This window comes from Streptococcus bovimastitidis (assembly GCF_001885095.1).
Taxonomy (GTDB): Bacteria; Bacillota; Bacilli; order Lactobacillales; family Streptococcaceae; genus Streptococcus; species Streptococcus bovimastitidis.
In genome coordinates this window covers 125,893-149,141 of record NZ_LZDD01000002.1, presented here as the reverse complement: position 1 = coordinate 149,141, position 23,249 = coordinate 125,893, and the positions used below count along the sequence as shown (strand labels likewise).

Genomic DNA, 23,249 nt, shown 5'->3' with positions numbered 1-23,249 from the left:
ACTCCTTTTTTAAAAAAAGGAGAGATAAGATGACACAATTAGAATTTCCAAAAAAATTCTGGTGGGGTGCAGCAACAAGTGGTCCTCAATCAGAAGGCTCATTTAAAAAACAACACCAAAATGTCATGGATTACTGGTATGATATTGCCCCTCAAGATTTTTATAACCATGTAGGGCCAGATACAGCTTCAAACTTTTATTATGATTATAAGTCTGATATCCAATTGATGAAAGATTGTGGTCTTAATACAGTGAGAACTTCTATTCAATGGTCACGCTTAATTGATGACCTAGAGACAAATACTGTTAATGAGGAAGCAGCAGGCTTCTATAATGCGGTTATTGATGAATTTATTGCTCAAGGAATTACTCCTTTCTTTACACTCCATCATTTTGATATTCCAGTAGAATTATTGCATAAGTATGGTGGATGGGAAAGCAAGCATGTGGTAGACTTATTTGCTGGTTTTGCGGAAAAATGTTTCCAACTTTTTGGTGACCGTGTTAAATATTGGTTTACGCACAATGAACCCCTCGTGGTGGTTGAGGGTGGCTATTTAGAACAATTCCACTACCCTAAACGTGTCGATGGCAAAGCTGCTGTTCAAGTTGCTTACAATCTCCAATTAGCTAGTAGTAAAGCTATCGCAAAATATCGTGCCCTTGATTTGAATGGCCAAATTGGTATTATCTTAAACTTAACCCCGGCTTATCCAGCTAGTCAAGAAGCAGAAGATGTTAAAGCAGCCCATATTGCCGACCTTTGGTACAATCGTCTCTTTATGGATGCAAGTAGTAAAGGTGAATTTCCTGCAGAATTAGTTGCCCTTTTAGAAAAAGAAGGTGCTCTCTGGGAAAGCAGCCAAGAGGAGTTAGAGATCATCAAAGATAATATTATTGATATTCTTGGTGTTAATTTCTACCATCCAAATCGTGTTCAACGCCCTAAATATTCTTACAATAGCTTGGCTGTTGACTTCTTACCAACTAAATTCTGGCAAGCCTACGAAATGCCTATGGCACGTATGAATGTTGACAAAGGTTGGGAAATCTATCCAAAAGCAGTTTACGATATTGCCAAAGATATTCAAGAAAACTATGACAATATTCAATGGTATATCAGCGAAAATGGTATGGGTGTTTCTCGCGAAGACCGTTACCTCAATGAAGAAGGCATGATTGAAGATGATTATCGAATTCAATTTATTACTGAGCATCTCTATTGGTTACATCGAGGTATCAGCGAAGGTAGTAACTGCCTAGGCTACCATTTGTGGACACCGATTGATTGTTGGTCATGGGCTAATGCTTATCGAAATCGTTATGGCTTGGTTACCAATAACATCCATAACCAGGTCAAATCTCTGAAAAAATCAGGCTATTGGATGCGTCAATTGGCCGAAAGTGGTCAATTAGAGGTGAAAAATGCTATAATGGATATATTATAGTATTAGTTTAGAAAAGAGGCTTGTAATGGCAGAACCGTTTTTCCTAGAATCTTTTATGCATGATAAAATTTGGGGTGGCACCAAATTAAGAGATATTTTCAATTATGAAATTCCAACTGAAACAACTGGTGAGTATTGGGCAATTTCAGCTCATCCTAATGGTGTTTCAACTATTTCAAATGGTCAGTTTGCGGGGCAGAAATTGGATCGTGTCTATGCAGAAAATCCTGCTTATTTTGGTAATCCTAAGGAAAAAGTATTCCCGCTATTGACAAAAATTTTAGATGCTAATGACTGGCTTAGTGTTCAAGTGCATCCAGATGATGCTTATGGAATGGAACACGAAGGCGAGCTTGGTAAGACAGAGTGTTGGTATATTATTTCCGCGGAGCCAGGTTCAGAGATTATTTATGGACACAATGCGCAATCTAAGGAAGAGCTTAAGGCTTTGATAGAAGCCGGTGACTGGGACAATTTACTGACAAAAGTACCAGTTGAGGCTGGGGATTTCTTCTTTGTTCCTAGTGGAACCATGCATGCTATTGGTAAGGGTATCATGATTCTGGAAACACAACAGTCTAGTGATACTACTTATCGTGTTTATGATTTTGACCGCAAAGATGCAGATGGTAACTTACGTGATTTGCATTTGAAACAATCGATTGATGTTTTAAATCTTGGTGAGCCAGAAAACAGTATACCTGCAACTATTGTTGTTGACCATTTAGTGTCTACTTGTCTTGTTTCCAATCCATTCTTCACTGTTTATAAGTGGGTGGCTGATGGTTTGGTAGAGATGAAGCAAACAGCGCCATATCTCTTGGTCAGTGTTTTAGAAGGTCAAGGGAGACTTGCTGTTGGTTCTGAAGCTTATGTTATCAAAAAAGGAATGCACTTTATTCTACCAAATGATGTTAAAGCTTGGACTTTTGAAGGACAATTAGAGATGATTGCCAGTCATCCAAATAACTTATAATTTTATAAAAATTATCATTTAGAAATGCTTAAGAGAAAAGGTTTGGAATGCTTTCCCCTTTTCTCTTTTCCTTTGTTGGGTTTTCTTGTACTGACTCCTTAATTATGATAAAATGAACTGATAAGATGATCGAAAGGAATTAGAATGGCCAATATTCTACGCAAAGTCATTGAAAATGACAAAGGCGAAATAAGAAAATTAGAAAAACTTGCTAAGAAAGTTGAATCTTATGCCGATCAGATGGAAGCAATGTCTGATCAAGATTTACAAGCAAAAACACCCGAATTTAAAGAACGATATCAAAAAGGGGAAACCCTTGAACAATTATTACCTGAAGCTTTTGCAGTTGTCCGTGAAGCTGCCAAACGTGTTTTAGGACTTTATCCTTACCGCGTCCAAATCATGGGGGGGATTGTTCTCCATAATGGTGACGTTCCAGAAATGCGTACCGGTGAAGGTAAAACCCTTACAGCGACAATGCCCGTTTATTTGAATGCCATTGCTGGTGAAGGTGTTCACGTTATTACTGTTAATGAATACCTTTCAACACGTGATGCGACTGAGATGGGTGAAGTTTATAGCTGGTTAGGTCTTTCTGTTGGGATTAACTTAGCAGCTAAATCACCTGCTGAAAAACGTGAAGCTTATCTCTGCGATATTACTTACTCTACTAACTCAGAAGTTGGTTTTGACTACCTCCGTGACAACATGGTTGTTCGTCAGGAAGATATGGTACAACGTCCACTTAACTATGCTTTAGTCGATGAAGTGGACTCCGTTTTGATTGACGAAGCCAGAACACCATTGATTGTATCGGGGGCTGTCAGCTCAGAAACCAATCAATTATATGTGCGTGCAGATATGTTTGTTAAGACCCTTAAGGTTGACGATTATATCATTGACGTGCCGACTAAAACCATTGGTTTAAGTGATTCTGGTATTGACAAAGCTGAATCTTACTTTAACTTGGCTAACTTGTATGACATCGACAATGTTGCTTTAACTCACTTTATTGATAATGCCCTTCGTGCCAACTACATCATGTTGCTTGATATTGACTATGTGGTTAGTGAAGAAGGTGAAATCCTTATCGTCGATCAGTTTACTGGTCGTACCATGGAAGGTCGTCGTTTCTCTGATGGCTTACACCAAGCTATTGAAGCTAAAGAAGGTGTTCGCATTCAGGAAGAGTCTAAAACGAGTGCTTCAATTACCTACCAGAATATGTTCCGGATGTACAAAAAATTGGCTGGTATGACAGGTACAGCTAAAACAGAAGAAGAAGAATTCCGCGAAGTTTATAACATGCGTATTATTCCTATTCCAACCAACAGACCTGTTGCACGTTTAGACCACACCGATTTGCTTTACCCTACCTTAGAATCTAAATTTAAAGCAGTTATTGCGGACGTTAAAGAGCGCCATCTAAAAGGACAACCTGTCCTTGTTGGTACGGTTGCTGTTGAAACCAGTGACTATATTTCGAAACAATTGGTTGCTGCCGGTGTTCCCCATGAAGTTCTTAATGCTAAAAACCACTTTAAAGAAGCTCAAATTATCATGAATGCTGGTCAACGTGGTGCGGTTACTATCGCCACCAATATGGCCGGTCGTGGTACCGATATTAAATTGGGTGAAGGCGTTCGTGAACTAGGTGGACTTTGTGTTATTGGTACAGAAAGACACGAAAGTCGTCGTATTGATAACCAGCTTCGTGGTCGTTCAGGTCGTCAAGGAGATCCAGGTGAATCACAATTTTATCTGTCATTAGAAGATGACTTGATGAGACGTTTTGGTTCTGACCGCATTAAAGCTTTCTTGGATAGAATGCGCGTGGAAGAAGAAGATGCTGTCATTAAATCTCGGATGTTAGCTCGCCAAGTTGAGTCAGCTCAAAAACGTGTTGAGGGTAATAACTATGATACCCGTAAACAAGTCCTTCAATACGATGATGTTATGCGTGAACAACGTGAAATCATCTATGCTAACCGCCGTGATGTTATCACCGCTAACCGTGACCTTGGTCCAGAAATTAAAGCTATGATTAAACGGACCATTAAACGGACGCTTGAAGCTCATTCAAGAAGTAATCGTAACGATGCTCTTGATGCTATTGTAGCTTTTGCCAGAACTAATATTGTTCCAGAAGAATCCATTTCTGTTAAAGATTTACGTAATCTTAAAGACGACCAAATTAAAGAGTTGCTTTATAAACGTGCCCTTGACATCTATGAGAGTCAAATGGCGAAATTGCATGACCAAGATGCTGTCTTGGAATTCCAAAAAGTATTGCTCCTAATGGTTGTCGATAACAAGTGGACAGAACATATTGATGCTTTAGATCAATTACGTAACTCTGTTGGTCTCCGTGGTTATGCCCAAAATAATCCGGTGGTTGAATATCAGGCTGAAGGCTTTAAAATGTTTCAAGATATGATTGGTGCCATTGAGTTTGATGTTACGCGCACGATGATGAAAGCTCAAATTCATGAGCAAGAAAGAGAACGTGCTAGTCAACATGCAACAACAACGGCTACACAAAACATTTCAGCTCAAACTGATAATGAACAAGCACAAGCTGCTCAAGTTTATGAAAATGTCAAACGTAATGATCCATGTCCTTGTGGATCAGGTAAAAAATTCAAAAATTGTCATGGCCGTAAAGCATTTAATTAATGCCGGTCAGATCAATTCAGAAAGATAAAAAAGTGAAGCTAAGACCTTGTCTTAGCTTCATGGACTTTCACTTCATCAATGGAAGAATAGACAATCAAGACAGGTAATTAAATGATTATTGGACACGGCATTGATTTGCAAGAAATAGCTGCTATTGAACGAGCTTTTAAACGGAATCCGCGCTTTGCTCAAAAGGTCTTAACGGCAAGTGAGCTAGCTATTTTTGAGGCCCATAGTGATTGGCGCCAAATAACTTATTTAGCCGGCCGTTGGGCGGCAAAAGAAGCCTTTTCCAAAGCTATGGGAACTGGTATCGGTAAGTTAAGTTTTCAAGATATTGAAGTGGCGTCAGACCCTAAGGGAAGACCTTATTTTAGCCGCTCGCCATTTTCAGGCCAAAGCTTCTTAAGTATTTCGCATAGTGGTGATTACGTGCAAGCAAGTGTCATATTGGAGGAAAAAGAGTGATTTCAAGTTTACATCGTCCAACAGTAGCAACTGTGGATTTAAAAGCAATCCAAAATAATATTAAGGCTGTTCAAACACATATCCCGCAAGGGACCAAAACCTATGCAGTCGTCAAGGCCAATGCCTATGGCCATGGTGCGGTAGCAGTCGCCAATGCTATCAGTCAAGAAGTAGATGCTTATTGCGTCTCCAACTTGGATGAAGCCTTGGAATTGCGACAAGCTGGTATCAAAAAGGAAATCTTGATTCTTGGCGTTGTTTTAGCTTCTGAGTTGCCTTTGGTAATTGAAAATCAGATAACCATTACGGTTGCTAGTCAGGAGTGGCTAAATGCTGCCCAAGCTTACTTCAGTGACCTTTCCAGACTTCATGTGCATCTCAAAGTCGATTCTGGAATGGGTAGAATTGGTGTCCGGTCCTTAGCTGAAGCTGATCAATTAATTGCCAATATGCTCAAGGCTAATATTCAAGTGGACGGGATTTTCACTCATTTTGCGACGGCAGATGAGGCTGATACTGAAAAATTCCAGGCCCAATTGACATTCTTTACAGAATTAGTAAATGGTTTGACTTACAAACCAGCCTTGGTTCACGCTAGCAATTCTGCAACTAGTATTTGGCATAGTGAAACTATTTTTAATGCAGTGCGCCTAGGAATTGTCATTTATGGTTTAAATCCAAGTGGTTCAAAATTAGCCTTACCTTATCCTTTGGAAGAAGCTTTGACTTTAAGTTCGCGATTAGTCCATGTTAAGGCCATTCATGCCGGTGATACGGTTGGTTATGGAGCGACTTATACCGCCAAAGCAGATGAATTCGTGGGGACAATCCCGATTGGCTACGCCGATGGTTGGACTAGAGACTTGCAAGATTTTTCAGTCTTGATTGATGGACAATTTTGCCAAATTATTGGCCGGGTTTCCATGGACCAAATCACTGTTAGATTGCCTAAGGCTTATCCGATTGGTGAAAAAGTAACCTTGATTGGTAAAGATGGGGATAAGGAAATCACGGCCACTGATTTGGCCAACAAAAAAGGGACCATCAATTATGAGGTTCTCTGCCTTTTGAGTGATCGCATCCCAAGAAAGTACCACTAATGCAATAATAAGCAAACTCTTGTATAATAGGTACAAGAGTTTTTCTTTAGGACGGAAGGATTATCATGCATTTAGAGTCACCAGTTTCAGAGTTGAAGGGTTTTGGGCCCAAATCAGCTGAGAAATTCCAAAAATTAGATATTTTCACCATTAAGGATTTACTGCTCTATTATCCTTTTCGTTATGAGGATTTTAAAAGTAAATCCGTTTTTGACTTGCAAGATGGGGAAAAGGCCGTTGTCACGGGGACTGTTGTCACACCAGCTAATGTCCAGTACTATGGCTTTAAGCGTAATCGCTTGGCTTTTAAAATTAAGCAGGATGAATTAGTTATTGCCATTAACTTTTTTAATCAACCTTATCTTGCGGATAAGATTGAATTGGATAAAGAAGTGGCTATTTTTGGTAAATGGGATCAGAAAAAAGCAAGCTTAACAGGCATGAAATTTTTAATCAGCTTGGAAGATGATTTACAGCCGGTTTACCATGTGACTCAAGGCGTCAGCCAAGCAGCCTTGATTAAAGCCATCAAAGCAGCCTTTGATAGTCAGGTTTTAAGCCAGATTGAAGAAAATATTCCAGACATCTTAGTTCAAAAATACCGCCTGATGGCTCGACAAGATGCAATTAGGGCTATGCATTTTCCTGTGGATTTAGCCGAGTATCGGCAGGCTCTTAGACGGATAAAATTTGAAGAACTCTTCTATTTCCAAATGCAATTGCAGGTGCTCAAGCATGCTAATAAGACGGAGTCCTCTGGACTGGCTATCCCCTTTAAGCAAGAAGCTGTTGACGCGGTTATTCAAGGCTTACCCTTCCCTTTGACGGGTGCTCAAAGTCGGAGTTTAACGGATATTTTAAAGGATATGAGGACAGGTCAACATATGAATCGCCTTTTACAAGGTGATGTCGGTTCGGGGAAAACGGTTATCGCCAGTTTGGCGATGTATGCTGCTTATACGGCTGGCTATCAGTCCGCATTGATGGTTCCCACTGAAATCTTAGCCGAGCAGCACTATCAAAGTTTGACGGAGCTTTTCCCAGATTTATCCATTGCCATCCTCAAGTCAGGGATGAAAGCGGCAGCTAGAAGAAGTGCCTTGGCTGCTATTGCTGATGGTTCCGTTGACATGATTGTTGGCACCCATGCCCTGATTCAAGATGCTGTTCAATACCATCGTCTTGGCTTAGTCATTACCGATGAGCAGCACCGTTTTGGCGTCAATCAACGTCGGGTTTTCCGGGAAAAAGGTGAAAATCCCGATGTTCTCATGATGACCGCGACTCCGATTCCACGAACTTTAGCCATTACAGCCTATGGGGAGATGGATGTCTCAATCATTGATGAACTACCAGCAGGCCGTAAGCCCATTATTACCCGCTGGGTCAAGCACCAACAGTTGGAAAAGGTTTTGGCTTGGATGGGTCAGGAAATTGCCAAAGGCGCCCAAGTCTATGTGATTTCTCCTTTGATTGAAGAATCAGAGGCATTGGATTTAAAAAACGCTGTCGCTTTAGAACATGAGTTGAAAGACTACTTTAAGGATCAAGCAAGAATTGCCCTCATGCATGGTAAGATGAAAAATGAGGACAAGGATACCATCATGCAGGCCTTTAAAAACCAAGAAACTGATATCTTGGTTTCAACGACGGTTATTGAAGTTGGGGTTAATGTTCCTAACGCCAGTATTATGCTTATTATGGATGCTGATCGTTTTGGTCTCAGCCAATTACACCAGTTACGTGGTCGGGTTGGTCGTGGTCATAAGCAATCATATGCTGTTTTGGTTTCAAATCCCAAAACGGATAGTGGTAAGGATCGGATGCGAATCATGACAGAGACCACTGATGGTTTTGTCTTAGCCGAGGCTGATTTGAAAATGCGCGGTTCGGGTGAAATCTTCGGAACTAGACAGTCTGGGATTCCAGAATTTAAAACGGCCGATTTGTTAGAAGACTACCCTATTTTGGAAGAAGCCAGAAGAGTAGCTAGTGAAATTGCTAGTCAAGAAAATTGGCAAATCGATCCGCGCTGGCAACTCATTGCCGATAATTTAGAGGAACAAGGAGCCTTTGACTAGAGTCAATAATAAATGTCTAGGAAACTAGCAATGCTTGAGTTAAGTTTAAAAAGTCAGTCTTATCTCAGAAATCGTTTGCAATTCATGCTATAATAGAGAAAGTTATTAGTCAAAAAGGAGAATCTTATGACAACACAACTCATTGGACAAACAGGTCTTGAGGCCTCGCGTATTGCTTTAGGCTGTATGCGGATGGCAGCTTTGGAAGTCGCTCAAGCTGAAAAAATAATTGCGACTGCCTTAGAAGAAGGTATCAGTTTTATTGATCACGCTGATATCTATGGCGGCGGAGAATCAGAAATCCGTTTTGCCCAAGCAGCTAAAAATTTAGGTATAAACCGCGATGATTATATCCTACAATCAAAATGTGGTATTCAAAAAGGTTATTTTGATTTTTCAAAAGAACATATTATTTCATCTGTTGAAGGTATTTTAAGCCGACTTGAAACAGATCATTTAGACTTTCTAGTCCTTCACCGTCCAGATGTTTTAGTGGAACCTGAAGAAGTGGCTGAAGCCTTTACGCAATTGGAAAAAGCTGGTAAGGTCAAACATTTTGGTGTTAGTAACCAAAATCGCTACCAAATGGAACTCTTACAAGCTTATATGGACCAAAAAATTGCCGTTAACCAAATGCAATTATCACCTGCCCATACACCAATGTTTGACGCTGGTTTGAACGTTAACATGCGTAGTCAGGCGGGTATCGACCGTGATAATGGTGTGGTTGAATATTGTCGCTTAAATAAGGTTACGATTCAAGCCTGGTCGCCTTTCCAAATTGATTTGGACAAGGGATTATTTACTGGCAATCCTGATTATCAAGAATTAAACGAAACCATTGAAAATCTGGCGAATCAATACCAGGTATCATCTGAGGCTATCATCATTGCTTGGATTTTACGTCATCCGGCACAAATGCAAGCCATTGTTGGTTCCATGAATCCAGAACGCTTGAAAAAAATTGCGCAAGCTAATTCAGTCAACCTCACTCGTACAGAGTGGTACGACATCTATCGAAGCGCAGGCAATATCCTACCATAATGAAAAAGAACCTAGCTAGAGAATCTAGCTAGGTTTCGTTTGTTATCCTTCAATGTAATCTTTTAAATCTTGGCCATTTAAACCGGCATTTAAGGCAATCAAGAGTTTAAGGCGAGCTTTGGGAGCATTAAGTTCTTTGACAAACATGACTCCGACATCGCGCAGCATAGCACCGCCACCTTGGTAGGCATACACGGGTTCGGCGATACCGTTAAAGCAACGTGAAACCAAGGCTACTGGGATCCCAAGAGCGATAAGTCGTTGGACTTCGGGGGCTGCTAGTGGAGGGATATTTCCAGCCCCTAAGGCTTCGATGACTAAGCCTTGAATACTGTCAGGATTGAGGAGACTTAAGATCGAACCGTCTCCCATACCAGCATAGGCCTTAATAATGGGAACAGTTCCTGAAACAGTTTGGAGATCAAAGCGGACACGAGGTTCAGCGGTTTTGAAAAAGAGGATATCGTTTTTCATAATGACACCAAGTGGGCCGTGTGTTGGTGTTTGAAATGTGGATACATTAGTTGTATGGGTTTTGGTCACATATTTGGCGGCGTGGATTTCATCATTCATAACCACAAGAACGCCTTTACCCTTTGATTTGTCATGACTGGCAACTTTAATGGCTGTTAAGTAGTTGTAAATACCATCGCTACCTATTTCATTGGAGGACCGCATAGCACCTGTGACAACGATAGGAATATCTGGGACTTCCATCGTATCAAGAAAGTAGGCTGTTTCTTCTAAAGTATCTGTTCCATGTGTAATAACAATGCCATCATAGTTATCACCAATTTCTTTAATTTTGTGATAGAGTGCCAACATGTGTTTGGGAATAATATGTGGGCTTGGCAGATTAAGAAAGTCGATGACGGTTAAATTGATATTGTCGATATCCAATCCAACTTGAGTCATGGGATTGACTTGATTGGGGGCAACTTTTCCATTGGCATCAGCCTGCATGGAAATTGTTCCTCCTGTGTGTAATACAAGAATTTCTTTCATTATTTGCCATTCTTTCTTCGAAATATGTTATAATCTATTCTATCATAAATAGAAGAGAGTAAAAAAGGTTTTGACAATTAAAGCAGTCTTTTTTGACATTGATGGGACATTATTAAATGACCGAAAAAATGTTCAAAAAACAACACAAAAAGCCATTCAAAGTTTAAAAAAACAAGGAATAATGGTGGGCTTGGCAACTGGTCGAGGCCCAGGTTTTGTGCAGCCTTTTTTGGAAAACTTTGGTTTAGATTTTGCGGTTACTTATAATGGTCAATACATTTTAACCAGGGATAAAATTCTTTACCAAAATCAATTGCCAAAATCACTGATTTACCGTGTAATTCGCTTTGCAAGTGATAAGAAAAAAGAAGTTTCACTTGGTACAGCTTCTGGTTTGGCAGGCTCTCGGATTATCGACATGGGGACTAGTCAATTTGGTCAAGTCGTTTCTAGTATTGTTCCCAAGAGTATGGTGCGTACCGTTGAAGGAAGCTTTAAGAATTTAATCAGACGGGTTAAACCACAGAGCTTTGATAATTTAGTTACCATCATGCGGGAACCTATTTATCAAATTGTTATGGTTGCCTCTGCAGAAGAAACAGCTGCCATCAAAGAAAAATTCCCCCATGTAAAAATCACCAGAAGTAGTCCCTACTCGATTGACTTGATTTCAGTGGATCAATCAAAAATCAAGGGGATTGAACGTCTTGGTGAAATGTATGGCTTTGAACTATCAGAAGTTATGGCCTTTGGCGATTCTGATAACGACATTGAAATGCTTAATGGTGTCGGTATTGGGGTTGCAATGGGTAATGCCGATGATCTCCTTAAAGCCGACGCTAGCTTTGTCACTTCCTCAAATAACAATGGTGGTATTTCTAAGGCCTTAGCTCATTATGGCTTGATTCACTTTGATATTGAGAAAAGCTTTAAGAGTCGGGATGAAAACTTCAACAAAGTCAAAGATTTTCATCGTGTTATGGATGGTGATACCATTGAGACCCCGAGAGGTTATGCTTTGAAGGATGCTAGTCATCGTGCTGATTTCAAAATTGAAGAATTGGTTGAGTTTATTCATGCTGCCAGCCAAGGTGATAAGAATAAGTTTACACAAGCTTTAATGGACATGCATTCGGCTATTGATAAGGCTGCTATTAAAGTTCAGGATAAGGATAATACTGATTCACCATTAGTAGCACAAGTTGATGCTTTGACAGACTTGCTTTATTTCACCTATGGTTCCTTTGTTTTAATGGGTGTGGACCCACAACCCATCTTTGAAACGGTCCATGAATCAAATATGGGGAAACTTTTCCCAGATGGTAAGGCGCATTTCGATCCGGTTACTCATAAGGTTTTAAAACCTGATAATTGGGAGAAACAATATGCTCCGGAAAAGGCTATTAAAAAAGAGCTAGATAAACAACTCCAAAAATCTTTACAGCGTTTAGAAAAAGAAAAGGCTTGAGTAGATGAAACTACTCAAGCTTTTGTTATAGGGTTTTGTTACTATCACGAACAACTAACAAGTCAACTTTAGCATGTCGCATGATGTATTCAGAAGATGAGCCTATCAATAGGCGTTCAAATGTATTTAAACCAGTAGCTCCGACCATAATCAGGTCGACATTTTCACGATCCGGTATCTCATGAGCTAATAGATTTTTGGGATTTCCAAATTCAATGACTTGTTTGACCTTAGTAACGCCTTGCTCGCGTGCTTGCTTTTCTAGGTCAGAAAGAACTTCTTTGGCTTCTTGTTCTAACTTGTCATAGATATAGGTGTCAAATGTAGCGACGCTCTGTAAGGCCCGTGTATCAATTACGTGAGCTAAAATAAGTTCACCGTTATTACGTAAGGCAACGTTGACACCTTTGTCAAAAGCAAGTTCAGATTCAAAAGAACCATCGACGGCAACTAAGATATGTTCATATTTTTGGATCATAGTGACGACCTCCTTTTTTTACGAAGTTGCTAATTTCTATTTACCTTTATTATACTCTTTTTTTTGCAATTTTGAAAGCGGTTAACGATTTTTCAGAAATTTTTTTACCAGAATTTTTCATCACTAAAATTGTTGGAAAATTCTTTTTATTTTTAGTGATTTTGTTATAATGTTTAGTACGAGGTAAAAGTTATGAAAATATTTGAGAAATCATCCAAGTTAGAACATGTTGCCTATGATATTCGAGGTCCAGTATTGGAAGAAGCTGAACGCATGATGGCCAATGGCGAAAAAATTCTTCGATTGAATACTGGTAACCCAGCTGCTTTTGGCTTTGAGGCCCCAGATGAAGTTATTCGAGATTTAATCCTAAATGCTCGTAATAGTGAGGGATATTCTGACAGTCGTGGTATTTTTTCAGCCCGCAAAGCTATTATGCAATACTGTCAACTAAAAGATTTTCCGGAAGTTGATATCAATGATATTTATTTGGGAAATGGTGTTTCAGAGTTAATTTCTATGTCAATGCAAGCTCTACTTGACGATGGCGATGAAGTGCTTGTTCCTATGCCAGACTATCCATTGTGGACTGCCTGTGTCAGCCTAGCAGGAGGTCATGCCCGTCATTATATTTGTGATGAAGAAGCTAATTGGTACCCTGATTTAGACGATATTCGCTCTAAAATTAATAATCGTACTAAGGCCATTGTCATTATCAATCCAAATAATCCAACTGGTGCTTTATATCCAAAAGAGCTTTTAGAAGAAATTGTTGCGATTGCGCGTGAACATCAATTGATTATCTTCGCTGATGAAATCTATGATCGTTTGGTTATGGATGGTGGTGAGCATATTGCAATTGCAAGTTTAGCTCCGGATGTTTTCTGTGTTTCTATGAATGGTCTGTCGAAATCACATCGTATTGCGGGCTTCCGTGTAGGTTGGATGGTGCTCTCAGGTCCTAAAGAAAATGTGCGCGGTTATATTGAAGGCATTAATATGTTAGCTAATATGCGTCTTTGTTCAAATGTTTTAGCTCAACAAGTTGTTCAAACCTCTTTGGGCGGACACCAATCGGTGGATAAACTTTTGCTACCTGGTGGTCGTATTTTTGAACAAAGAAACTTTATTTATGAAGCTATCAATAATATCCCAGGTCTTTCGGCAGTGAAACCACAAGCAGGTCTCTATATTTTCCCTAAGATTGACCGAAAAGTGTATCGCATTGAAGATGATGAGCAATTTGTTTTAGACTTGCTAAAACAAGAAAAAGTCATGCTGGTACATGGACGAGGGTTTAACTGGAAGGATCCTGATCACTTCCGTATTGTCTATCTACCAACTGTAGAAGAATTAGCAGATGTTCAAGAAAAAATAACGCGTGTTTTGAATAACTATCGCCGTTAATCAAAATCTCATTAAGAAGAAAAAATAGGATAGTCTCGAAAAAATTCGAGGCTTTTTTTTTGAAAAAATGGTTAAATGTCTTGAAAAATATGAATTGTAGAAATTATAAACAATTTTCTGATAATTCCTTGCTAAATCTAACATTATTTGGTATAATTAAGTCGAAAAATATCAAAGGAAACAGGTTAATTATGCCCAATTTATTAGAAAAAACCCGTAAAATTACATCTATTCTTCAGCGTTCTGTCGATAGTTTAGAAGCTGAATTACCGTATAATATCATGGCATCTCGATTAGCGGATATCATCGATTGTAATGCTTGCATTATCAATGGTGGTGGAACTCTTTTAGGGTATGCTATGAAGTACAAAACCAACAATGACCGTGTTGAAGAATTCTTTGAAGCAAAGCAATTCCCAGACAGCTATGTCAAAGCTGCAAGTCGCGTTTATGATACAGAAGCTAACTTGCCTATCGATAGTGACTTGACTATCTTCCCAGTTGAATCTAAAGAAGATTTTCCTGATGGATTAACAACGATTGCACCTATTTACGGTGGTGGTATGCGTCTTGGTTCATTGATTATCTGGCGTAATGACACGAAATTTAACGATGATGATTTGATTCTGATTGAAATTTCAAGTACCGTAGTAGGTATCCAATTGTTAAATCTTCAAACAGAAAATCTTGAAGAAACCATTCGTAAACAAACTGCCGTTAATATGGCTATGAATACCTTATCTTATTCTGAAATGAAGGCTGTTGCTGCTATTCTTGGAGAATTAGATGGTAATGAAGGTCGTTTAACAGCATCTATTATTGCTGACCGCATTGGTATTACCCGTTCAGTAATTGTTAACGCATTGAGAAAATTGGAAAGTGCTGGCATTATTGAAAGTCGTTCCCTTGGAATGAAAGGTACCTACCTTAAAGTTATCAACGAAGGTATTTTTGAAAAACTTAAAGAAATTTAAGCAAAAAAGTGAGCCATGGACTCTAGTCCGTGGCTCATTTTGATGTCTTTTATTTTTTGATAATTAGGTTTACTGCTTGATTGATGCGTTCTTCTTGGAGTTCAGGATCATCGACAGGGTTTTCGATGACATCGGTAATTTTATTGCCAATGATAACACCCATGGTTGAATTGATACTAGATCGAATGGCTGTTAGCTGGGTTATGATATCAAAACATGTTTTCTCATCCTCAATCATCTTTTGAACCCCACGTAACTGACCTTCGGTACGCTTTAATCTATTGATAATATCTTTTTTCTCAGTCCTCATAAAAACCTCATTTCCTTAGCCATTATACGTTGCAAAAATCTTTTTGTCAATTTTTTGCTAGCGTAATTTCTTGACTTTAAGTTATGAGCATGCTATTCTTGATATACCATATAGGGTATAAAAAAGGAGTTTAAATGATTTTTATTCTTTTTGGAAAAAAACAAGAATTCATATCTACTAATCAATTAGCGACACTTATGAAGGAGCAATCTCTTGAACTTCTTGACGTGAGAAGTCCTCAAGAATTTCAAGCCGGTCATATTCAGGGGGCAAGAAATTTCCCTTTAAATCACATCAAAACTTTTAAAGGTAATCAAAAGAAAACCTATTATGTTATTTGTCACTCTGGTCTTCGCAGTAAACGAGCATGTCAGCATTTGAATACCATGGGCTATCAAACAGTCAATGTCAAAGGTGGCATGTCCCGTTGGCAAGGTCCACAGATCACTAAAAAGAAATAAAATAGAGGAATTTACATGAAAATTATCATTATTGGTGGTGTTGCCGGGGGTATGTCGGCAGCAACTCGTCTCCGTCGTCTCATAGAAGATGCCGAAATTATTGTCTTTGATAAAGGGCCTTATGTTTCTTTTGCCAACTGTGGGCTTCCTTTCCACGTTTCTGGTGAAATTGCAGAGCGAGAAGCACTTTTAGTCCAAACCCCAGAACGTCTGAAAGCCCGTTTTAATCTAGATGTTCGACCAAATTCAGAAGTGCTGGCTATCAATCCTGAAGAGAAAACAGTTACTGTCAGCCATGAAGGTAAGAACTATACAGAAAACTATGATAAATTAATCTTATCTCCAGGTGCCAAACCCTTTATTCCGCCAATCGTTGGGCTTGAAGATGCCAAAAATGTCTATAGTTTGCGTAACATTCCAGACTTAGATCAAATATTGGCTCATATCAGTGGTCAAAATCTTGGTAAAGCCACTGTTATTGGTGCTGGCTTTATTGGACTTGAAATGGCTGAAAGCCTAGCTCAAAAAGGCTATCAGGTGACTATTGTTGAGATGGCGCCGCAAATTCTGCCACCTCTGGACCAGGAAATGGCTCGGTTCGTTGAAAATGAACTGCTTGCTAAGGGCATCACGGTCATTACAGGCCGATCTGCGCAGGCCTTTTCACAAGAAGGAAAAGTCATCAATCTAACAGACGGCCGGACTCTTGAATCAGACTTGACCATTATGTCAGTTGGTGTTAGCCCAGCCTCAGATATTGCCAAGAAGGCCGGTGTGGCATTGGGTCTTAAGGGTGGTATTTTAGTTGATGACCATTACCAAACCAATTTGCCAGATGTTTATGCTGTTGGTGATGCCATTGTCGTTAAGCAAGAAATTACCGGCAAGGATGCTTTGATTTCCTTAGCCAATCCAGCTAACCGTCAAGGTCGCCAAGTAGCCGATGTGATTGCCGGTATTGAGCGTCCAAACAAGGGCAGTATCGGTACAGCTATCGTCCGTGTCTTCGGCTTGGCAGCAGCTTCAACTGGCTTGAGTGAGCGCGTGGCCCGTCAGGAGTTTGACGATGTGGAAGTCCTTCATATCAGCGGTAAGGATCACGCTTCTTATTTCCCAGGTGCCACCGATATCAACCTTAAATTGGTTTTTGGTAAAAATAGTGGCCGGATTTACGGGGCTCAAGCAGTGGGCAAGAAAGGTGTTGATAAACGGATTGACATTCTGGCTACCGCGATCAAGGGAGACTTGACTGTCTTCGATTTACCGGAGTTAGAATTCACTTATGCTCCACCTTTTGGCTCTGCTAAAGACCCGGTTAATATGGCTGGTTACGCAGCTATCAACTTGATGGAAGGCACTAGTCGAAGTATTCAACATTATCAATTGGAAGAGGCTTTGACAGCAGGGAAGATTCTCTTAGATGTGCGAACTGAGAGTGAATTCTCTAGAGGTCATTTTGGCAATGCAATCAACATCCCACTGGATGACTTGCGTAGCCGAATTGGCGAGCTTGACGCGGCTAAGGAATTCATTGTTTCGTGCCAGTCTGGTTTGCGGTCTTATATTGCGGAACGCATCCTTAAACAAAATGGTTTTAATGTTGAAAACTTAGATGGTGCTTATGCCCTCTATAGCACGGTTTATCCAGAAAGGATTGAAAAATGAAAAGTGAATCGATTCAGGAGCTAGCTAACTTACTAGCTGATAGTAAACTTCATTTAATTGATGTTCGTGAAGTGGACGAGTACCAAGCTGGTCATGTCCCTAGTGCAGTCAATCTCCCTCTATCATCTCTAGCAAACAATTACACAGAATTGTCTAAAGGTGAAACCTTACACATTATCTGCCAATCGGGTGGACGTTCGGTAAGAGCTTGTGACTTCTTAGAAGCTAATGGCTATGATGTTATCAATGTCGAAGGTGGAACTGGTGCTTGGACAGATTCTTTAGAAAAATAAAAGCAATACCCTATTTCAGTTGAAATAGGGTATTTTTCTGTGCTTTTTAAAGGTTTTATAGCTTAATCCTTCTTGCTGTAGTCATAAAAACCATGTCCAGCTGCTTTGCCGTAATAGCCTTTGTCGATAAATTCTTCTTTAAGCATTTTGGCTAGGCAGGCATGGAGGCAATCTGGATCTGTAGTGGTATCGGCGTAATTTTTAAGAATGTTATAGGCTGTTTCAATGCCAATGATATCTAAGATTTCCAAGGGTCCGTATGGTGCACCGGTTCCAATTTTCCAGGTGCGGTCAATGGTTTGGCAATCTGCGACTTTCTTGTAGTAAAGTGTTAGGGCTGATTCTAAGAATGGGACCAAGATAGAGTTGAGGATGTAACCTGGTTGCTCAACTTGAAGTTGTAGTGGTATCATCCCAATTTGTTGGGCAAAGGTAAGGACTGCCTGGTGGGTATCAGGGCTTGTTGTTGCATGTCCCATGATTTCAACCATATTGTTTTGCCAGATGTTGTTGGCGAAGTGGAGAGCGATGAATTTTTCTGGTCGTCCTGAAACTTCAGCAAATTGGCTTGGTAGGAGGGTTGATGAGTTGGTGGCAAAGATAGTGTGTTCTGGTGCCACCTGACTCAATTTTTGATAGAAGTCTTCTTTGATGTCAATTCTTTCTGGAACAGCTTCAATGACAAGATCAGCTTTTTGGACAGCGGCAGCCATGTCACTTGTGAAGTGAATGTTTCGTGGCAGTTCATCAACCAATTCCAATGACTGTGCAACTTTTGACAAAAAAATATCATCCAATTTTGGAAGAAGGTTTTTGTTATAGTTGATGTTGAGCGCTTTTTCGCTGTAGTTGGTTTTGGCGATAAGAATTTCTTCCTGATAGAGTGAAGCTAGGTGCTGAATCCGCAATTTCCCTTGTTCTAGGGCCTGATCATTAATGTCGTAAATGGTCACATCAAAGCCTTTATAGGCTGCTTGGAAGGCAATTTGGCTGCCTAATATCCCGGAACCGGCTACGCTTACTTGTTTAATTTTCACGAAAGGACCTCCTGTAAAACATAGTTTGAAAACGATTACAAAGGCATTTTAGCAGAATACGCAAACAATAGCAAGTAAATATTGGACATAAATAAAAAATATTTTTTAACTTTTCTACTTGATTTTTAAAAAACGCAATATTATAATATACTATATAATAAATAGTATAGCACATTAGGAAAGTGGTGAGTATTATTCAACTAACGAAGAGACAAGAAGAGATTAGCCAAATCGTGCAAGAGCACCAGCCCATAACAGGTGAAAAAATCGCTGAGTATTTAAAAGTGACCCGGGCAGCTTTGAGGTCTGATTTGGTGGTCTTAACTATGATTGGACTATTAGATGCCAAACCAAAGGTTGGCTATTTTTACGTGGGAATAGACGATCAGAAAAATGAATACAACCATTTTAAGGACATGAAGGTATCTGATATTATGGGGATTCCTTTGACGGCCCACCAGACAGAATCAGTTTATGATGTAATTGTCAAAATCTTTATGGAAGATGCGGGTTGCGCCTTTATTCTTGATGAGGAAGATTATTTCTGTGGTGTTGTATCACGTAAAGATCTTTTAAAAGCAAGTATTGGTGGCGGCGACTTGAGTAAAATTCCAATCGGGATGATTATGACTCGGACGCCAAATATTACGACTGTTTTGGAAGAAGAACTGGTTCTTGAAGCAGCTGAAACCTTAGTGGAAAGACAAGTTGATTCTCTCCCAGTCGTTCGCTATGCGGAAAATGGCAAGTCCAAAGTTGTTGGCAAACTTTCAAAAACAATTATTACCAAGCTCTTTTTAGAAATTAAGGAATAGAAAGGAGGTAGCATGGACGAACAATTAACGCTTTATATTATTTCAGATTCATTAGGTGAAACGGCTAGAGCCATTGCTAATGCCTGTATGCAACAATTCCCCCAGCATGATAAGTGGCGCTTTGAACGTTTTTCATATATCAATAATAAAGAACTTTTGGATGCCGTTTTTGAAAAAGCCAAAAATAAAAATGTCTGTCTGATGTTTTCTTTAGTTGATGACCAGCTGGCTCAATATGCTAAGGTGCGGTCAGAAGAAGAAAATTTTGTTTATGTTGACCTTCTTTCGAATGTCATCAAGGCTATGTCGAAAATTTCTGGTTTGTCACCTTTAGGTCAACCAGGTCTATTACGGAAATTAGACCGGGAATACTTTAAGCGGGTTGAAGCCATTGAATTTGCAGTTAAATATGATGATGGGAAAGACCCACGCGGTATCCTATTAGCAGACTTGGTTCTACTAGGAATTTCAAGGACCTCTAAGACGCCTCTAAGTATGTATTTGGCTGACAAACATGTTAAGGTCGTCAATATTCCTTTAGTTCCAGAAGTACCAATTCCTAAAGAAATTTACGAGATTAGCCCCAAAAAGATTATTGGTTTAACCAATTCAGTGGAACGGCTCAGTCAAGTTCGTAAGGAAAGACTGAAGTCCATGGGATTGTCTAGTACAGCCTCTTATGCTAACCGTGATCGTATCTACGAAGAAGCAGCATATGCTGAAGAGTTGATGAGAAAATTAAAATGTCCAATCATTAATGTTTCTGATAAAGCCATTGAAGAAACAGCAACTATCATTTTGGAAATCCTAAAAAATAACAGCCTATAAATTGGAGGAAATCATGGGAAGAAAATTTGTTTATCGTTTTGCAGAAGGTCATAAAGACATGAGATCATTACTTGGTGGTAAAGGTGCCAACCTAGCGGAAATGACGAGTATCGGCCTACCAGTACCTCAAGGTTTTACCATAACTACTGAAGCTTGTAATGATTACTATGACAATGGCGAATTAATTCGTTCTGAAATTTTAAATGAAATTGACCAAGCTTTGGCTGCTCTTGAATTGGAACAAGGTAAACGCCTTGGTAGTGATCAAGATCCATTATTAGTATCAGTACGTTCAGGTGCTGTCTTCTCTATGCCTGGGATGATGGATACTATTTTGAATCTTGGTTTAAATGATACTAGTGTTCAAGGCCTTATTGCTGCAACTGATAACGAACGTTTCGCATATGATAGCTACCGTCGTTTCATTCAAATGTTTGCAGATGTTGCTATTGGTATTCCAAAATACAAATTTGAAGCCATCTTAGACCAAGCAAAAGAAGCAAAAGGCTTTACTGATGATACACAATTAACAAGTCAAGATCTACAGGAAATTGTAACCGCATACAAGAAAATTTATTTGGAAGAAACAGGAAAAGAATTCCCACAACATCCAAAAGAACAACTCTTATTAGCCATTGAAGCAGTTTTCAAATCTTGGAATAACCCTCGAGCTAAAGTTTACCGTCGCTTGAACGACATTTCTCATACTTTAGGAACTGCCGTTAACATTCAAGCAATGGTCTTTGGGAATATGGGTGAAAACAGCGGAACAGGGGTTGCTTTCACTCGTAGCCCATCGACAGGTGAAAACCACTTGTTCGGTGAATACTTAATAAATGCCCAAGGTGAAGATGTCGTTGCCGGTATCCGTACACCTCAATCTATCGACCGCCTTAAAGAAGATTTACCAGAAATCTATCAAGAATTTGTAAACATTACTAAACTACTTGAACAACACTACCATGACATGCAGGACGTTGAGTTCACTATTGAAAAAGGCAAACTCTTCATGCTACAAACCCGTAACGGTAAACGAACAGCCAAAGCTGCCATCAAGATTGCCGTAGACCAAGTTAAAGAAGGTTTAATCACAAAAGAAGAAGCTATCATGCGCATTGAGCCAGGTCAATTGGAACAACTCTTGCACCCAGCTTTTGACCCTAATGATTTGCAAAAAGCACAGCGTTTAACAGGTGGCCTTCCAGCTTCACCAGGTGCTGCTTGTGGACAAGTTTACTTCCATGCTGATGATGCTGTAAAAGAAGCTAAAGCTGGAAAAGAAGTTCTCCTTGTTAGACAAGAAACCTCTCCGGAAGATATAGAAGGAATGGTATCAGCAAAAGGGATTATCACAGCACGTGGTGGTATGACATCACACGCAGCGGTAGTTGCGCGTGGCATGGGTAAACCTTGTGTTGCAGGTTGTAGCCAGCTTCAAGTTGACGAAGTACAGAAAGAAATCACTATGGGTCAAGTGACCATCAAAGAAGGTGACTTCTTATCAATTGATGGTGGAACAGGTGCCGTTTATATTGGTCAAATCCCAATGGCAGCAACTGCTCTTGATGCTGACTTCGAAGAATTTATGTCTTGGGTTGACCAAGAACGTGATATGAAAGTACGTTCTAATGCTGATAACCCACGTGATGCTCGCAAAGCCCTAGAATTCGGTGCTGAAGGTATTGGTCTCTGTCGTACAGAGCACATGTTCTTTGATGAAGAACGTATTCCTTTGGTTCGTGAAATGATCGTTGCGGACAATCTTGAAGACCGTGAAAAAGCTTTAGAGAAATTATTACCTCACCAACGTGGTGACTTCTATGATCTCTTTAAAGCGCTTGATGGCAAATCTTGTACTATCCGCCTTTTGGACCCACCATTGCATGAATTCTTACCACATGATAAGGCTTCTATCGAAAGTCTTGCTGGTCAGCTTGGCATGCCTACACGCATGTTGGAAAAACGTATCCAAGAGTTGGCAGAATTCAACCCTATGTTAGGACATCGTGGATGTCGCCTTGCGATTACTTACCCAGAAATGTATCAAATGCAGGCGCGTGCAATTGCCCAAGGTGCAATCCAAGCTAGTCAGGAAGGCTTTACTGTTGCGCCTGAAATCATGGTGCCTCTAGTAAGTATTGTGGATGAACTTCGCATTCTTCGCAAATTGATTGCTGAAACTGTGGATCAAGAGTTGGAAAAAGCTGGTGTGACAATGTCTTACACTATCGGTACCATGATTGAAATCCCTCGAGCTTGTGTGACTGCTGATGAAATTGCTAAAGAAGCTGACTTCTTCAGTTTTGGTACTAACGACCTTACACAAATGGGATTTGGCTTCTCTCGTGATGATGCTGGTAAGTTCTTAGGTGAATACATTGAAAAAGGCATTTTCGATAAAGATCCTTTCCAAGTCTTAGATCAAAATGGTATCGGTCGTCTTCTTGGTATGGCGGTTAAATTAGGTCGTGAGACTAAGCCAGACTTGAAGATGGGTATCTGTGGAGAACACGGTGGTGAAGCAGCAACTGTTGGTTTCTGTTACCAACAGGGTTTGAACTATGTTTCTTGCTCACCATTTAGAATTCCGATTGCCAAATTGGCAGCGGCACAAGCAAAAATCAGCAAAAACGGTAATGCTGTAAGCCGTGATAAATAATTTCGTTTTATGAGGGGTAAAGCAGCCCTTGTAAATAAATAAAACCTCACATTTGT

20 protein-coding genes are annotated in these 23,249 nt (G+C 39.8%); 16 read left to right on the top strand and 4 right to left on the bottom strand.

All coding sequences use genetic code 11. From position 1 onward, the window contains the following. Window positions 1-29: 29 nt before the first annotated feature. From A9Q68_RS06480 to A9Q68_RS06450, 7 genes are all read left to right on the top strand, one after another. A complete protein-coding gene (locus A9Q68_RS06480) occupies window positions 30-1,448 on the top strand; it encodes a glycoside hydrolase family 1 protein (protein WP_071793875.1) in 1,419 nt (472 codons plus the stop codon). 25 nt (window positions 1,449-1,473) lie between these two features. Continuing rightward, the gene (manA, locus tag A9Q68_RS06475) at window positions 1,474-2,424 is read left to right on the top strand and encodes a mannose-6-phosphate isomerase, class I (protein WP_071793874.1); all 951 of its coding nucleotides are present in this window, start codon (window positions 1,474-1,476) and stop codon (window positions 2,422-2,424) included. A 144-nt stretch (window positions 2,425-2,568) separates the two neighbouring features. Then, on the top strand, window positions 2,569-5,100 hold the full coding sequence (gene secA / locus A9Q68_RS06470; protein WP_071793873.1) for a preprotein translocase subunit SecA: 2,532 nt from the start codon (window positions 2,569-2,571) through the stop codon (window positions 5,098-5,100). A gap of 111 nt (window positions 5,101-5,211) precedes the next feature. Next, window positions 5,212-5,568, top strand: coding sequence for a holo-ACP synthase (gene acpS, locus A9Q68_RS06465; protein ID WP_071793872.1), 357 nt, complete (start codon window positions 5,212-5,214; stop codon window positions 5,566-5,568). After that, window positions 5,565-6,668, top strand: coding sequence for an alanine racemase (gene alr / locus A9Q68_RS06460; protein WP_071793871.1), 1,104 nt, complete (start codon window positions 5,565-5,567; stop codon window positions 6,666-6,668). The genes acpS and alr overlap by 4 nt, the downstream gene beginning before the upstream one ends. Window positions 6,669-6,733: 65 nt before the next feature. Beyond that, a complete protein-coding gene (gene recG / locus A9Q68_RS06455) occupies window positions 6,734-8,749 on the top strand; it encodes an ATP-dependent DNA helicase RecG (protein WP_071793870.1) in 2,016 nt (671 codons plus the stop codon). 126 nt (window positions 8,750-8,875) lie between these two features. Next, on the top strand, window positions 8,876-9,793 hold the full coding sequence (locus A9Q68_RS06450; RefSeq protein ID WP_071793869.1) for an aldo/keto reductase: 918 nt from the start codon (window positions 8,876-8,878) through the stop codon (window positions 9,791-9,793). Window positions 9,794-9,835: 42 nt separating this feature from the next. On the opposite strand, the gene A9Q68_RS06445 is transcribed toward A9Q68_RS06450, so the two are convergent. After that, window positions 9,836-10,798: an asparaginase gene (locus A9Q68_RS06445; protein WP_071793868.1), complete on the bottom strand. Its 963-nt coding sequence runs from the start codon at window positions 10,796-10,798 to the stop codon at window positions 9,836-9,838. Between the two features lie 70 nt (window positions 10,799-10,868). On the opposite strand from A9Q68_RS06445, the gene A9Q68_RS06440 reads away from it, so the two are divergent. Continuing rightward, window positions 10,869-12,266 carry a Cof-type HAD-IIB family hydrolase gene (locus A9Q68_RS06440; protein ID WP_071793867.1) on the top strand — a complete coding sequence of 466 codons (1,398 nt, stop codon included), beginning with the start codon at window positions 10,869-10,871 and terminating at the stop codon, window positions 12,264-12,266. A gap of 25 nt (window positions 12,267-12,291) precedes the next feature. Here A9Q68_RS06440 and A9Q68_RS06435 read toward each other — a convergent pair whose 3' ends face one another. Beyond that, complete coding sequence (locus A9Q68_RS06435) at window positions 12,292-12,744, bottom strand: universal stress protein (protein WP_071793866.1); 453 nt, start codon at window positions 12,742-12,744, stop codon at window positions 12,292-12,294. A gap of 192 nt (window positions 12,745-12,936) precedes the next feature. Here A9Q68_RS06435 and A9Q68_RS06430 point away from each other — a divergent pair, with 192 nt between their 5' ends. Continuing rightward, window positions 12,937-14,151 carry a pyridoxal phosphate-dependent aminotransferase gene (locus A9Q68_RS06430; RefSeq protein WP_071793865.1) on the top strand — a complete coding sequence of 405 codons (1,215 nt, stop codon included), beginning with the start codon at window positions 12,937-12,939 and terminating at the stop codon, window positions 14,149-14,151. 191 nt (window positions 14,152-14,342) lie between these two features. After that, window positions 14,343-15,125 (top strand): GTP-sensing pleiotropic transcriptional regulator CodY, encoded by a 783-nt coding sequence (gene codY, locus A9Q68_RS06425; RefSeq protein WP_071793864.1) that lies wholly within the window; start codon window positions 14,343-14,345, stop codon window positions 15,123-15,125. 49 nt (window positions 15,126-15,174) lie between these two features. On the opposite strand, the gene A9Q68_RS06420 is transcribed toward codY, so the two are convergent. Further along, the gene (locus A9Q68_RS06420) at window positions 15,175-15,435 is read right to left on the bottom strand and encodes a metal-sensitive transcriptional regulator (RefSeq protein WP_071793863.1); all 261 of its coding nucleotides are present in this window, start codon (window positions 15,433-15,435) and stop codon (window positions 15,175-15,177) included. Window positions 15,436-15,569: 134 nt separating this feature from the next. On the opposite strand from A9Q68_RS06420, the gene A9Q68_RS06415 reads away from it, so the two are divergent. Genes A9Q68_RS06415 through A9Q68_RS06405 form a run of 3 tightly spaced genes read left to right on the top strand, consistent with a single transcriptional unit; the run spans window position 15,570 to window position 17,854 of the window. Next, window positions 15,570-15,896: a rhodanese-like domain-containing protein gene (locus A9Q68_RS06415; protein ID WP_071793862.1), complete on the top strand. Its 327-nt coding sequence runs from the start codon at window positions 15,570-15,572 to the stop codon at window positions 15,894-15,896. 15 nt (window positions 15,897-15,911) lie between these two features. Beyond that, window positions 15,912-17,561: an FAD-dependent oxidoreductase gene (locus tag A9Q68_RS06410; protein ID WP_071793861.1), complete on the top strand. Its 1,650-nt coding sequence runs from the start codon at window positions 15,912-15,914 to the stop codon at window positions 17,559-17,561. Beyond that, the gene (locus tag A9Q68_RS06405; RefSeq protein ID WP_071793860.1) at window positions 17,558-17,854 is read left to right on the top strand and encodes a rhodanese-like domain-containing protein; all 297 of its coding nucleotides are present in this window, start codon (window positions 17,558-17,560) and stop codon (window positions 17,852-17,854) included. The genes A9Q68_RS06410 and A9Q68_RS06405 overlap by 4 nt, the downstream gene beginning before the upstream one ends. A gap of 62 nt (window positions 17,855-17,916) precedes the next feature. On the opposite strand, the gene A9Q68_RS06400 is transcribed toward A9Q68_RS06405, so the two are convergent. Next, complete coding sequence (locus A9Q68_RS06400; protein WP_071793859.1) at window positions 17,917-18,891, bottom strand: 3-hydroxyacyl-CoA dehydrogenase; 975 nt, start codon at window positions 18,889-18,891, stop codon at window positions 17,917-17,919. 185 nt (window positions 18,892-19,076) lie between these two features. On the opposite strand from A9Q68_RS06400, the gene ccpN reads away from it, so the two are divergent. From ccpN to ppdK, 3 genes are read left to right on the top strand one after another with little or no spacing between them, the layout of a single operon-like run. Next, complete coding sequence (ccpN, locus tag A9Q68_RS06395; protein WP_071793858.1) at window positions 19,077-19,706, top strand: transcriptional regulator CcpN; 630 nt, start codon at window positions 19,077-19,079, stop codon at window positions 19,704-19,706. A 12-nt stretch (window positions 19,707-19,718) separates the two neighbouring features. Further along, window positions 19,719-20,534: a pyruvate, water dikinase regulatory protein gene (locus A9Q68_RS06390; RefSeq protein ID WP_071793857.1), complete on the top strand. Its 816-nt coding sequence runs from the start codon at window positions 19,719-19,721 to the stop codon at window positions 20,532-20,534. A 13-nt stretch (window positions 20,535-20,547) separates the two neighbouring features. Continuing rightward, window positions 20,548-23,193, top strand: a complete 2,646-nt coding sequence (ppdK, locus tag A9Q68_RS06385) for a pyruvate, phosphate dikinase (protein ID WP_071793856.1) — start codon at window positions 20,548-20,550, stop codon at window positions 23,191-23,193. Window positions 23,194-23,249 lie beyond the last annotated feature (56 nt).